Below are 14,337 nucleotides of genomic sequence, written 5' to 3' on the forward strand. Positions count from 1 at the left end.
CTGCCTGTGCGGCAGTGGATACCTGTCCAGAACGTGGTGCTATTTCTAAGCGGCCTCTTCGGCTGCCTGGGGAGATTACCATAGCTTTCGTTGTTTGTTTTTTCCAGTACGTGTTGCTAGGTTGATTTTGCTGCGGTGGTGGCGTACATTGATATCAAGCTTGGCACTGCCGGGCTGGGTGCTCGCCCATTGAGGGGCCACTCAATGGGCGAGCAAAGCATCGATAACGTCTAACCTGCTTTGGGAAGAGCAAGGAGGTGTGTGAATGATTGGCTATCGTTCCGTTAGAAGAGACGAGTAGTTTGGCCCAATCACGCCCCAAGCGTTACCGCGCTTGGGGCATATTATGACATGCCTTGGGATTACCACCCAAGCTAAGGCGGGGAACCTATGTCAGAGCCTCAACCCCATGCGTCTATACGCGATTTGGTCGAATGGTTTATTTATGACCGATTCGCGACCAAGACGGAAAAGATCCCAGCAGACGATCCCAAGTATCTTGGCCTCCAGCAGCAGTTCGATCCGCAAACCTGGCTGGCCGATGCGGCCCGTCGCGTCGGCCAGCTTCAGGTCGTCACGCACTCCCTGAAGGCGATTCACCCGGATGCCAAGGGCACGAACCTCTACGTCGTGCCCGGCCAGCTAAGCCAAGGTGGCCTGGTCGGCAGCCACTGCCTGCCTGCCGATTTTCAGGGCGACGTCGTCGGCAACGCGGCAGCACTTGATGTCTACAAGTTCCTGAAACTGGAGTGGAAAGGGCGTACGCTGCTGGAGCGGGCGCTCGATTTCGACGAAGCACTGATCGATGCCTTGAGCCAGGATCGCGAGGAAGCCGAAAGCTGGGTACGCGCCTTCGCTAGCATCACCGAGCCTAAGGGGGCGCCTAGCTCCCATGTGATGGGTAAACAGCTCTATTGGCTGGTCGGCGATGACCCTACCGATGATAAAAGCTACCACCTGCTGGCGCCGCTCTATGCCACTGCGCTGACCCACCGCTTCTATGCGCAGGTCAGTCCCAACACCTGGTTCTTTGGCGATCACAACAAGGCGGCACGTAAGGCGTTGAAGGACAAGGCGCCGTTTGAGGGCGGCTATACCAGCTACCCCAATCTGGCCGTCCAGAAACTCGGCGGCACCAAACCGCAAAACATCTCACAGCTCAATAGTGAACGAGGCGGCCAGAATTATCTGCTGGCATCGTTACCGCCAAACTGGGAGTCGCGCGAGGTGTACTCACCGATGCGCGACCCCTTCCGAGCATTCAAAAGGCGCCCGAACGTCTGGCGCATCGTGGATGAGCTCAAGCGCTTTCTGGAAACGGATCCTGCCAAGAACATGCACACCCGTGACCTGCGCGACGACCTCACCTCCATGCTGGTCGACGAGCTGATGTTGTTCACATTCGATATCCACTCCTTGGCGCCAGGCTGGACGGCGGATGAGAAGTGTCAGTTGGCCCCGGAAGAGCAGTATTGGCTGGATCCAGGGCGAGCCGATGAGGATAGCGAGTTTGCCGAGGCGCGCCGGCAGTCGAGCTGGCATGAAACCATCAACTTACGTGCGGCCAGTTGGCTTAACCGTGAACTGAGCGACAAAAGCCCTCTCAGCCTCGGTGATGCGGAGCACCATCACTGGAAACGTCAGTTTGATGGCATCGTGAAAGAGTTCCGCCAACAGCTCGATGATCTTCAAGAAGCGCTGCGTGATGAAGACGATGACCAAGGAGACGCAGCATGATCCAGCATCTTCTTCTGCTTCCGCGGCTGCGTATCCAGAACGCCAATACCATCTCCAGCCCCATGACCTGGGGTTTTCCCGCCATGAGCGCCTTCATGGGGCTGATGCAGGCGCTGGAGCGCAATCTGCCGGATGATATCCGACTGGTCTTCAACGAGATCGGGGTGGTGTGTCACCGTCTCGACCCTCAGGTCACATCGGGTGGCTTCACCCGTGCCTTCCATCTCACCCGTAACCCTGTGGACAAGACGGGCAGCACGGCGGCCATCGTCGAGGAGGGCCGGGCACATCTGGAAGTCTCATTGTTGATCGGCGTTGAGGCAGACGGTAGCGACGACCTGACAAGCGCAGAGCGCCGCCAGGCCATTGCTCAACAGCTTTATCAGCAAGTGCAGGGCATGCGTATTGCAGGTGGCAGTGTGATGCCGCCTCTCCTTGGTGAACGACGCTACCGGCCGGAGCTGACCAGCTTCGATGCCAACGAGGAAAAAGGTGCGAAGCAGTGGCGCAGGCTCAAGCATAAGCTGTTGCCAGGATTTGCGCTGGTACTTCGGGATGATCGGCTCACGGAGCATACCGCCACACTGAAAGCGAACGACGACAGTGCTACACCGCTGGACGCCTGGCTCGACCTGTCGCGGCTCAATCACGAGTGTCGGATCACAAGGAACGAAGACGATAACGGTAAGGAGCAGGTCAGCTGGGAGGTTCGCCGCCCGTATCCTGGCTGGTTAGTGCCAATTCCGGTGGGCTACGGCGCCATTTCGGACTTGTTCGATCCGGGCACGGTGGCTAATGCCCGAGACCCTGAGGTGTCATTCCAGTTTGTCGAAAGCCTCTACTCGATCGGCGAATGGGTAAGCCCGCACCGAATCAGAGATCCCGAAGCCTTGATGTGGTTCGTGGAGAACGACCTCGAACGTGGCACCTATCGCTTGAGTAATGCCTACACTGACACCTTGATCAACGACTGACGCAGGATACCTCTCATGGCCAAGAATGACGCACTCAAAACCGCCTCCGTACTCGCCTTCGAGCGTAAACTCGATCCGTCCGACGCACTGTTCAGTGCCGGTAACTGGCAAGACCGCACTCAACATGCGGAGTGGAGTGGCGTTCCCGTCCGCGAAAAATCGGTTCGCGGCACCATTTCCAACCGGCTGAAGGCCAAGGACCAAGATCCGGCCAAGCTGGATGCTGCCATTGAGAACCCCAACCTTCAGACAGTAGATGTCGCAGCGCTGCCGCATGATGCCGACACCTTGGCCGTACATTTTACTCTGCGCGTACTAGCTGGAGCTGGCACGCCTTCCGCTTGCAACAATGCTGAATACCAGAAGAAACTGGTGAAGACGGTAACGGGCTACGTCAACGAGCACGGCTTTGGCGAGCTCGCTCATCGCTATGCCTGCAATCTCGCCAATGGCCGGTTCCTGTGGCGCAATCGTATCGGTGCCGAAGAAGTCGAAGTTATCGTCAGCCAGGTGAAAGACGGCCAAGCGGCGAAGCAGTGGACCTTCAATGCGCTCGATCACTCTCTGCGAAGCTTTGAAGGTAGCAAAGAAACTCGTGAGCTAGGCGAGCTCATCAATGAGGCGCTCGCCGGTGAGCGCTATCTACTGTTGGATGTGGTGGCCTTTGCGCGTGTTGGTGCCGGGCAGGAAGTCTTCCCTTCACAGGAGCTGATTCTGGATCGTAGCCGGGGAGACAAGAGCAAGACACTCTATAGCATTGGTGACGATAAAAATGCCGCCATCCACTCTCAGAAATTGGGCAATGCCCTGCGAACCATCGATACCTGGTATCCGGCTCCGGAGGATGGCAGTGATCTTGGTCCAATTGCCGTGGAGCCCTACGGCTCGGTGACCACTCAGGGAAGTGCCTACCGTCAGCCGAAGCAGAAAGTGGACTTCTATAACCTGCTCGATAACTGGTTGTTAAAGGATAAGGTGCCTCCTACAGAACAGCAGCACTTCGTGATGGCAACCCTTATTCGCGGTGGCGTGTTCGGTGATGCGGGGTAAGCCATGGATCACTATATCGATATCCGCTTACGGCCCGACCCGGACTTTCCAGCTGCGATGCTGATGGGGGCGCTATACAGCAAGTTGCATCGCGCCCTTTTCGACCTAGAGGCCAATGACATCGGCGTCAGTTTTCCAGATCACAAACTCGGCGTGCGTGCCCGCACGCCAGGAGATCGGCTGCGATTGCACGCTGAGCAGTCGCGATTAGAGCAACTGATGGCGATCCCGTGGCTCACCGGCATGCGCGACCACGTCACGCTGGCATCCATTCAACCGGTGCCTGCCGATGCAAAGCACCGAATCGTGCGGCGTCGACAGTTCAATACCGGAGGCCCCAGCCGAGCCAGGCGTTATGCACAACGGCATGGCATCGAGTTCGAAGAAGCACAGCGCCTGATGGAGGCACCTGCCGCCCGGCAGATCGCCCTGCCTTTCGTGCAGGTCAGCAGCCGCTCAAGTGGTCAGCGGTTTGCGCTATTCATCGAGCATGGCCAGCCTCAGTCTCAGCCTGTCGCGGGGCGCTTCAATCGCTATGGGTTGAGCAGCGAGGCTACAGTGCCATGGTTTTGACCCTTTTCTAGAGTGGATTCTTTAGTTCAAGGAAAATCAGTCTGTTAGAAACGCCTCCCTGAAAAGGGAGGCGTTGCTCTTTGGAAGCATTGCTCTTTAACAATCAATCGCTTAACGTGAAGCTGCTCTAGTGAGCTGCCGCACAGGCAGCTCAGAAAAGGGGCGTGGTGAGGATGTCGGCGACGCTTTGGTGAGCTGCCGCACAGGCAGCTCAGAAATATCGCATCGAGGCGCGCCATCACGGCGAGGAGTGAGCTGCCGCACAGGCAGCTCAGAAATCCACGTCATACAGCGCAACGGTGGCCATGCCGTGAGCTGCCGCACAGGCAGCTCAGAAAAGCTACTACAGCAGGCCCAGGACGACACCCACGTGAGCTGCCGCACAGGCAGCTCAGAAAACGTCGAACTGGCGGCCGTGGTAGTGCAGCGCGTGAGCTGCCGCACAGGCAGCTCAGAAATCGTAGCCGGCGCGGTTGACGTAGTGGATCGGGTGAGCTGCCGCACAGGCAGCTCAGAAAAGCCCGGTCTCGTAGTCGATGCTGCCCTCGAAGTGAGCTGCCGCACAGGCAGCTCAGAAAACCTGGTCCGGGCTGATCACCTCCGGCGCGTAGTGAGCTGCCGCACAGGCAGCTCAGAAAAGGAAGAAACCGAAAGCCTCGCCCAGCAGCTGGTGAGCTGCCGCACAGGCAGCTCAGAAACGCCCAAGTGCTCGCCGACACCATGGCCGAGGGTGAGCTGCCGCACAGGCAGCTCAGAAACGCATGCGCGACGGCCAGACGCGCCTGGGGCAAGTGAGCTGCCGCACAGGCAGCTCAGAAATTACAGGGCCAGGTCGTAGCGTTCGGCGACGTGTGAGCTGCCGCACAGGCAGCTCAGAAAGTCGAGATCGTCGTGCGTGGCCGCCACAAGACGTGAGCTGCCGCACAGGCAGCTCAGAAAAGCCTGCTGCGCTTCACCGGCAGCTACGAAAGGTGAGCTGCCGCACAGGCAGCTCAGAAAGATGTCGGGCAGGGTGTGGCCGGGCATCTGGTGTGAGCTGCCGCACAGGCAGCTCAGAAAAATCCTCCAAACCAAATCCCTATTCGTCTCCGGTGAGCTGCCGCACAGGCAGCTCAGAAAATCAGCGAGTCGCTCATCTGCTGACCCAGGGCGTGAGCTGCCGCACAGGCAGCTCAGAAAATGACGATGACGCCATCATCAGCCACGCCGAGCGTGAGCTGCCGCACAGGCAGCTCAGAAATGCCCATCGGCTGGGTGGTCGGCGGCATTGCCGTGAGCTGCCGCACAGGCAGCTCAGAAAATCTGGGGCAACAGCGGCGAGGCCATGCTCAAGTGAGCTGCCGCACAGGCAGCTCAGAAAACTTGACGACCACGCTCTCGGGCACGATACCGGTGAGCTGCCGCACAGGCAGCTCAGAAAGATCGGTGATGCCGTGTTGCTGGCCATGGGGGGTGAGCTGCCGCACAGGCAGCTCAGAAACACATCGGCATCGGCCACGAACTCTCCCGCACGTGAGCTGCCGCACAGGCAGCTCAGAAAGAGGACGGGCCCGAGGATGGCGAGTTCCAGTAGTGAGCTGCCGCACAGGCAGCTCAGAAAGCCACGGCGGTGCTGGAGGACTGGGGCAGCAGGTGAGCTGCCGCACAGGCAGCTCAGAAATCTTCGTCGGTGTCAGCGGCCAGGGCCTCGAGGTGAGCTGCCGCACAGGCAGCTCAGAAAGCGACGTTGTCGTCGTCGGGGGGCATGTCAACGTGAGCTGCCGCACAGGCAGCTCAGAAATCGTTGATATGGACGATCTCCCAGCCCCCCACGTGAGCTGCCGCACAGGCAGCTCAGAAACATCGCTATCAGGAGGCCGCGTGGCCGATCAGGTGAGCTGCCGCACAGGCAGCTCAGAAATGCCAGACCCGGCGCATCGCGCCGTGGGCGTTGTGAGCTGCCGCACAGGCAGCTCAGAAATGCACCTGCACGCCGCCGCCCACCTGCACATCGTGAGCTGCCGCACAGGCAGCTCAGAAAACAGGCGTCATTAGCGTCTGGAACGGCATGGGGTGAGCTGCCGCACAGGCAGCTCAGAAAATTGGCGACCGTGTGACTCGCAAGCTCAAGGGGTGAGCTGCCGCACAGGCAGCTCAGAAATATAAGAAGGGGGCCGTGAAGGCCCCCTTAGTGTGAGCTGCCGCACAGGCAGCTCAGAAATGCTCCTGCTCGCCGATTGCTTCCGCAACACTGTGAGCTGCCGCACAGGCAGCTCAGAAATGAGCCAGAAAGCGTTGCGCTTGGCCGGCCTGGTGAGCTGCCGCACAGGCAGCTCAGAAAAACACCAGCATTGAGCAGTTGGGGCAGGCCCTGTGAGCTGCCGCACAGGCAGCTCAGAAATTGCCGGCCGGAATGTCGATGACGAAATGATGGTGAGCTGCCGCACAGGCAGCTCAGAAATACCGGCGCAGTGACCGGGCATGACGACATGAGTGAGCTGCCGCACAGGCAGCTCAGAAATCGGCAGCCCTGGTGCCGGTAAATCCGTACTCGTGAGCTGCCGCACAGGCAGCTCAGAAACTCAAACGTCCCCATCAATGACGCGCCGGAGTGGTGAGCTGCCGCACAGGCAGCTCAGAAAAACGGTAATCCGGCATCCATCGCTGTCAGCACGTGAGCTGCCGCACAGGCAGCTCAGAAAAAGATCGAGGCGACAGCAGACGAAGGCATCAAGTGAGCTGCCGCACAGGCAGCTCAGAAAAACGGTAATCCGGCATCCATCGCTGTCAGCACGTGAGCTGCCGCACAGGCAGCTCAGAAAAAGATCGAGGCGACAGCAGACGAAGGCATCAAGTGAGCTGCCGCACAGGCAGCTCAGAAATCAAGATGCTCGCAGATGGCATCGACGTGCCAGTGAGCTGCCGCACAGGCAGCTCAGAAAATGGAAGAGTACCGCGGCGGCGGCATGGATGGGTGAGCTGCCGCACAGGCAGCTCAGAAAAAAGCGGCGGGGGTGCTGTGACAAGCCACGCCGTGAGCTGCCGCACAGGCAGCTCAGAAATCTCATTTGCTCCACGACTGGTCGAGGGATGAGTGAGCTGCCGCACAGGCAGCTCAGAAAAGAGTGCTAGGCCTCGATCTCTTTACCTTCCTGTGAGCTGCCGCACAGGCAGCTCAGAAAAGCCGGAAGCGCAGGAAGTCGCGCACCAGTTGGTGAGCTGCCGCACAGGCAGCTCAGAAATCGCCGAGAGGACTGGGAGGACGAAGAGACGCGTGAGCTGCCGCACAGGCAGCTCAGAAAAGGCGGATGGATGGCTGGCCTGTGACGGCAGGGTGAGCTGCCGCACAGGCAGCTCAGAAATGCTGGGCGGCGCCGGGGCTTTCGGGGGTGTCGTGAGCTGCCGCACAGGCAGCTCAGAAAAGGCTAGAGCGTGGCCGCGCGGGCGCCGGGGCGTGAGCTGCCGCACAGGCAGCTCAGAAATGCGTGATCTCGATGTGGAGGTGGCCGTGCTCGTGAGCTGCCGCACAGGCAGCTCAGAAATATGCCTGCCGATGGAGTATGAGCCCGAGCGGGTGAGCTGCCGCACAGGCAGCTCAGAAAAACTGTTTGTCGTGCATCAGGCGCGGCGTCAGGTGAGCTGCCGCACAGGCAGCTCAGAAAAGCTCCCCGGCCAGCGCACCGTGCTGGCCTACGTGAGCTGCCGCACAGGCAGCTCAGAAACAGCGGTAGAGCGTGGCGCGGTACCAGTCATCGTGAGCTGCCGCACAGGCAGCTCAGAAACTCCTAACACTGGCCGGGGAGTAGCTTTTAGCCGTGAGCTGCCGCACAGGCAGCTCAGAAATCCCGTCCCGCGCAGCGTCACGCGCCGACAGGGTGAGCTGCCGCACAGGCAGCTCAGAAAAGTGTGGCTGGGATTTGATCATAATGCACCCAGTGAGCTGCCGCACAGGCAGCTCAGAAAAGAATCGTCACGCCTGACATCACCGCCAAACTGTGAGCTGCCGCACAGGCAGCTCAGAAATCGTCCCGCACGACAACGCCATCAAACTCAATGTGAGCTGCCGCACAGGCAGCTCAGAAAAACAATGCATGGAGCAACCTAAGAGAGTGCAAGTGAGCTGCCGCACAGGCAGCTCAGAAAATGGATATACGGCTGCCCTGGCTCAAGGACGTGTGAGCTGCCGCACAGGCAGCTCAGAAAATGCCCAGCCGTAGCCAGGTTCGATTATGTCCGTGAGCTGCCGCACAGGCAGCTCAGAAATCGATCACGGCGGGCGGTGCGCCGACTAGCCAGTGAGCTGCCGCACAGGCAGCTCAGAAAATGACGTAGCAGGTGATGGTGCCGATCATGACGTGAGCTGCCGCACAGGCAGCTCAGAAAAGATGGGCAGCGGGACGCGCCCCGGCTCACCGGTGAGCTGCCGCACAGGCAGCTCAGAAAAAGATCATTCATGGAGTTGATAAACGCGGGGTGTGAGCTGCCGCACAGGCAGCTCAGAAATAGCCAGCCTCTGCTAAGTACGCCGGGCAGGGGTGAGCTGCCGCACAGGCAGCTCAGAAAGTTGAGCAGTTTAGGGACGAGGCCGAGACTGCGTGAGCTGCCGCACAGGCAGCTCAGAAAGTCCCACCAGGTGACTTCGAACGAGGCCACACGTGAGCTGCCGCACAGGCAGCTCAGAAATGCTCGAGCAGGCGGTAGGTAACTCGGTAAATGTGAGCTGCCGCACAGGCAGCTCAGAAAACGGTGACATAGGCGTGCCCGTGGGCGGTGTTGTGAGCTGCCGCACAGGCAGCTCAGAAAGTCGACCCGCCGCTAGGCAACTACACCAGCGGGTGAGCTGCCGCACAGGCAGCTCAGAAATTGTCCTGCTGGGCCTCCCGGCGCGCTTCCTCGTGAGCTGCCGCACAGGCAGCTCAGAAATTCATGATTATCTCCCTTTGGGCATAGATTATGTGAGCTGCCGCACAGGCAGCTCAGAAAAGTACCTAACCATAGCCCATCCTCCAGCTATCGTGAGCTGCCGCACAGGCAGCTCAGAAATCGCGCAAGATGGCGGGCAGGTCGGGGATAGTGTGAGCTGCCGCACAGGCAGCTCAGAAAAGCAGCCTGTCGGGTGGTTCAGCGCCTGGATTGTGAGCTGCCGCACAGGCAGCTCAGAAAAGCGTCGTCGATGCGGCGCAGGGCGGTGGTGCGTGAGCTGCCGCACAGGCAGCTCAGAAAACTGCGCCCACTCCGGCGCATCATCCCATGACGTGAGCTGCCGCACAGGCAGCTCAGAAATGCTCGTAGGGGGCGGCGGTGCCGAAGGTGCGGTGAGCTGCCGCACAGGCAGCTCAGAAAGCACCAAAACCGGAGGACGAATAATGTGCACCGTGAGCTGCCGCACAGGCAGCTCAGAAAGCACCCACACCACCGTGGAGCTGATCTAGTGCGTGAGCTGCCGCACAGGCAGCTCAGAAATCGCCCTGTAGCACGGTGCGGGCCAGCCACAGGTGAGCTGCCGCACAGGCAGCTCAGAAACAGCCAGCGCCCCAGTGCCGGCCGAGGATCCGGTGAGCTGCCGCACAGGCAGCTCAGAAATACCTCGGTGCGCCCCACGCCGCTGCGCGCAGGTGAGCTGCCGCACAGGCAGCTCAGAAACGAAACACCTACGTCTCGCGCAGCGATTACGTGAGCTGCCGCACAGGCAGCTCAGAAAAGCTGCTGTTCGGCGCTGTCCAGCTCCACCAGGTGAGCTGCCGCACAGGCAGCTCAGAAACTACGACGGCCTGGAGGAGCGCGATTTCGCCAGTGAGCTGCCGCACAGGCAGCTCAGAAAACGGTGATCACCTGGCGTTTCGCCCCCTACGTATGCGACGTCAACTACTTTGGCCGCTCGTGTTGCCTCACGATGAAAGGTTACTCTGATGCCTCATCAGAAATGTTACCGAGTGTATGCGACGTCAACTACTTTGGCCGCTTGGCGACAATTAAAATGGCCGGTTGGGTGGGGTAGTTGTCGTCAGTCCGACGACCCAGCTTTTCCTCCTTGTAATTGTCGTTGATAAGCACGCTTACGGTAGCTCTCCCCGCTCAGCTCCATCAGCGTGGCGTGGTGCACCAACCGGTCGATGGCGGCCACTGCCATCATGCTGTCGGGGAAGATACTGTCCCAGGCGCTGAACGGCTGGTTGGCGGTGATGATCAGGCTGGCCGACTCGTAGCGATGGGCGATCAGCTCGAACAGCACTGACGTCTCGGCCTCGCTGCGTTGAACGTAGCCGATATCGTCGATCACCAGCACGGCGTACTTGTCGAGCTTGATCAGGGCGTCGCTCAGGCGCAGTGCCTGCTTGGCAGCCTGGAGCTCCTGGACCAGGCTTGAGGCGGTGGCGTAGCGCACCCGGTAACCCTGGTCGACCAGCGTATGCCCGAGCCCGGCCGCCACGTGGCTTTTGCCGACGCCGGAGGGCCCAAACAGCAGCAGGTTGTGAGCCTGGTCGACCCACTGCGTGTCGCCCGCCAGGGCGCTCAGCTGCCGACGCTGCTCGGCCGCGATGGCGTCGAACTCGAAGGACTCCAGCGTTTTTCCCACCGGCAGCCGGGCCTCCTTGAGGTGCCGGGCCAGCCGGCGTCGCTCACGCTCGGCCAGCTCGTGCTCGCATAGGGCGGCCAGCGCTTGTGGCAGGCTCCAGTTCTCGGCCCGGGCTTGGGTCTCCAACTGGGGCCAACAGGCGGCCATGGTGGGCAGGCGGAGCTGTCGCAGCAGCAGCGGCAACGTCTGGGCATCAGGCATGGCAACGCACCTCCGTGGTCGGCACGCTGGGCACCAGGTGGTTGTAGCTGGCGATGTCATGCTGGGTCACCTGGGGGAACGCCATCGTGGCGCTCGGCGTGGCGGCGAAGCGGGCCTGGAGCTCGGCCAGTGTCGGGCTCTTCCCACGCGCCAGGGCGCCCAGCCAGTAACTGGCGATCTCCTCGGCCTGGTCCTGCTCGGCGGCCAACGCCAGAGCGCCAACGATGCGCTTGCAGGCCTCGGCGACCGGCGAGGCGGCGATCAGCCGGGCGTACAGCTCGCGCCACGCCGCACTCGGCAACAGGTCGTCGCGGAACGTCAGCCCCGCCAGCGCCCGGGGCTTGCGGACCAGCCAGCCGATCACATGGCGGTAATCGATGACCCGCAACCGGCCGCTTTCCGGCGTGGCATGCCGCCGTCTCAGCGTCAGCAATGCTTGCTGTGCGTGATGCAGCACCAAGCGATCATCGTAAAGGTGCACCCGCAGGTTCTCGCCGATCAGCCGGGACGGCACCGAGTAGAGCACCTTGCGCACCTGGATGGTGCTGGAGGTAGTGACGCGCACCGTCACCTCGCTGTAGTCGGTACCGGGCCGGCTGGGCAGTGGCTGCAGCGCGCCACGCTCGACGGTGATCCGGGCCGCGTTGCGACGGTTGATCGCGGTGGTCACCTCATCGAGGAAGGCCTGGTAGGCGTCGAGGCTGGTGAAGTCCTGGGAGCCGCGCAGCGTCAGGCGCTGCTGCAGGCGCCGCTTGAAGTGGCCATGCGGCGACTCGATGCTGGCGTTTTCATGGCCGCGACCCGGGTTGTTGCGGGTGGCCGTCATGCCGTAGTGAGCGCACAGGGCGGCATAACGCTCGGTGAGGTCGGCTTCCGCCTCCCGGCCCAGGTTGCGAAAGGCTGCCGACAGGCTGTCGGTGCGGTGCTCCGCGGGGACGCCGCCAAGGCGCTCCAGCGCACGGGTCAGACCTTCAGCCAGTGCCGGGTAGCTCTCGCCACCGAGCACCACCCGGACACAACACCAGCCGCTGTAGGCCAGGCGGAAGTGGTAGAGCCGGTGATCAAGCGGCTCCCCTGCCACGGTAATGACAATCCCCTTGAGCTCGGTGAAGTCGGAGAGGCCGCGCAGCCCGGGGCCATGGGTTTGCGGAAACATCACCTCTTTCTCCGGGCCATGCGCGGCTCGCCAGCCCTTGACCCGGCGCTGCAGGGTTCGCAGCAGGCTGTCCGGGTACTGGCCGGGGTGCTGCTCCTGCAACCACTCCAGCAGGGTCAGTGCCTGCAAGCCCGGGGCGGCGGCCAGCTGGGGGACGAGCGTGGTCTCCCACACCTCAGCGAAGGGGTCGGGCCGGGTTCGCCAGTGCCGTGATGCCGGCGGCTCGGAGGACTCGGCCCGGCGTTCGAGGCGGCGAGCGGTTCTGACGGAGAGGCCGGCCTTGGCGGCGGCGACCTCCTGGGTCTGGCCTTGTTGACGTTGCGACATATAGAGCATGACCTGTTGGCTGGTGACCGCCATACCGGCTCCCTGGTGGGTCGGGACAAGCGGTCAAGCTTAGGGCAACCGGTCACAGTAGTTGTCGTCGGCCGGCCAGAGTAATTGTCGCTCTATACCGAGTGGTTGTCCCACTTCATTGCTGAACTTCTCTTCATGGTCATATGTCGGGAAAGCAACATCGGTACTACCTTGACCAAATACAAGATGAAGCGCCATCTGCCTGCGCCACTCCTGGACCCGGCGTTGCAGTGTCCGAAGGTGTCCATCGGAATACGTACCAGGGTGCTCCCGTTGCAACCGCTCTAACAGACCCTTCGCTGATTGATCGGGAGAAGTTTCCAACCAACCCACGACCGTTGGCCACACGCCTTCGAACGGGTCCTTCCGGGTACGCCAGTGCCGGCTTGCCTTCGGTGCCGTGCGGTGCGTGGGGCGAACCTCTCCCTCATGCCATGCCGTCGACAGACTGGCGAGAAAACGGGTGAGATCATCTTCCTTATGCGCAGGCGTAGGTGGTTCGCCGCCTGCTGAGATAATCGCCAGTCGTTGCTGCATGGTGCGAATCTGAACCAGAAGCTGGAGGGGGTCCAGAGCTTCCGATAAGTGCTGTAGTTGCGCCTTGATGGCGTCGGGGATGGTATTAGACTCCAGTAATCGCGAACAGGGTGTCTGCGGTGCATGGTAGCGCTTCACGACTCGGGCCCCCGTGCGGACTTTCTCTTTGAGCTTGAACGACGGCTGAAAGAAGTTGATGAACAAGCGTGCCGCCGCATAAAGTTGTGACAGAGCCTCGAAGGCGGCCAGGCCCTCAAGCCGACGGTAACCCACCAGTCGTCTGACAACCGCCCCGTTCTTCTGCTCGATCCAGGCCTGATCGTTCTTGTGATAGGGCCTCGATCGGGTCAGCTCGATACCATGGGTAGCACAATATCGCAGCAGTACTTCATTGAGAAACTCGGAGCCATTATCGACATCAAGCCCACGTAGCAAGAAAGGCAAGCCCCCACGCAGGGCCTTAACGGATTCGACGACTAGCGTCCCGTCCCGAGCCAAGAGTGGCGTACAGTCGGTCCAGCCACTCGCCACATCAGTCACCGAGAGGGTGTGAAGATAGCTTCCCGTCAGCCTCTCGCCGGAATGCACCACCAGGTCCATCTCCAGATAGCCCGGCAAGGGATCAGTCCAGTCGCCAAAAGTGCGGATTGCCACGTTGCGCTGCGCTGCCGTGGGTTTTCTCCGAGCTTGACGACGCGAGCCCCCGACGCGGGTCTCGCAAAGCAACCGGTCGATGGTGGCGGCGCTCATGGACATGAGCTTGTCGTGGACCCCGGAATCAAGGTGTAGATGGCCATGGCGCTCAAGGGCTGGAAGCAGGATAGGAAGTAATGCCTTGAGGCGCTTGCCGCAGATCCTGTCGGAGGCCTCCCAAATCACGATCAACGCCTGGTGTACTGCGTCATCGTAGATTCGCTTCCGCCTGCCACTCCGTGGCTGGGGATCGAGATCTGACGATCCGTTCAAGATCCGGATGGCTGATTTCCGATGACACCCACTGGTCAGGGTGAATTCATCGAGGATCCGACCCTTCTCTTCACGAGAACCCTGCGCATAGCGCTCTCTCAGAACGCCAATCAGCTCTTGCCGACCAGGAGTCGTCATTTTCTTTGCCATCCCCGCCACCTCAGCTTCTACCCTTGGTAACCCAGTATGTGAGGCAACACCCCATGTTGGGTAACCAATTCGGCGAGGCA

Annotated in this window: 6 protein-coding genes, 1 pseudogene and 1 CRISPR repeat array; of the genes and pseudogenes, 4 read left to right on the forward strand and 3 right to left on the reverse strand. The window is 60.9% G+C overall.

The features are described from left to right. Nucleotides 1–390 precede the first annotated feature (390 nt). From csy1 to cas6f, 4 genes are read left to right on the forward strand one after another with little or no spacing between them, the layout of a single operon-like run. Nucleotides 391–1,737, forward strand: a complete 1,347-nt coding sequence (gene csy1 / locus ACZIYR_RS01580) for a type I-F CRISPR-associated protein Csy1 (RefSeq protein WP_483528002.1) — start codon at nt 391–393, stop codon at nt 1,735–1,737. Beyond that, nucleotides 1,734–2,711 (forward strand): type I-F CRISPR-associated protein Csy2, encoded by a 978-nt coding sequence (csy2, locus tag ACZIYR_RS01585; protein WP_483528003.1) that lies wholly within the window; start codon nt 1,734–1,736, stop codon nt 2,709–2,711. The genes csy1 and csy2 overlap by 4 nt, the downstream gene beginning before the upstream one ends. 15 nt (nt 2,712–2,726) lie before the next feature. Further along, nucleotides 2,727–3,761: a type I-F CRISPR-associated protein Csy3 gene (gene csy3 / locus ACZIYR_RS01590; RefSeq protein ID WP_483528004.1), complete on the forward strand. Its 1,035-nt coding sequence runs from the start codon at nt 2,727–2,729 to the stop codon at nt 3,759–3,761. 3 nt (nt 3,762–3,764) lie between these two features. Continuing rightward, nucleotides 3,765–4,334, forward strand: a complete 570-nt coding sequence (cas6f, locus tag ACZIYR_RS01595; RefSeq protein WP_483528005.1) for a type I-F CRISPR-associated endoribonuclease Cas6/Csy4 — start codon at nt 3,765–3,767, stop codon at nt 4,332–4,334. A gap of 130 nt (nt 4,335–4,464) precedes the next feature. Next, a CRISPR array of direct repeats spans nt 4,465–10,134; the repeat unit is 28 nt; unit sequence GTGAGCTGCCGCACAGGCAGCTCAGAAA. 183 nt (nt 10,135–10,317) lie between these two features. Here the strand turns inward: cas6f and istB are convergent. From istB to ACZIYR_RS01610, 3 genes and pseudogenes are all read right to left on the reverse strand, one after another. Beyond that, nucleotides 10,318–11,091, reverse strand: a complete 774-nt coding sequence (gene istB, locus ACZIYR_RS01600) for an IS21-like element helper ATPase IstB (RefSeq protein WP_483526977.1) — start codon at nt 11,089–11,091, stop codon at nt 10,318–10,320. Continuing rightward, on the reverse strand, nt 11,084–12,607 hold the full coding sequence (istA, locus tag ACZIYR_RS01605; RefSeq protein ID WP_483526978.1) for an IS21 family transposase: 1,524 nt from the start codon (nt 12,605–12,607) through the stop codon (nt 11,084–11,086). The genes istB and istA overlap by 8 nt, the downstream gene beginning before the upstream one ends. Before the next feature lie 174 nt (nt 12,608–12,781). Beyond that, nucleotides 12,782–14,245 (reverse strand): annotated as a pseudogene (locus ACZIYR_RS01610) (ISNCY family transposase); the annotation flags it as partial. Between the last annotated feature and the right edge of the window lie 92 nt (nt 14,246–14,337).

The sequence above is a fragment of the Billgrantia sp. NRB1 genome (assembly GCF_056921725.1).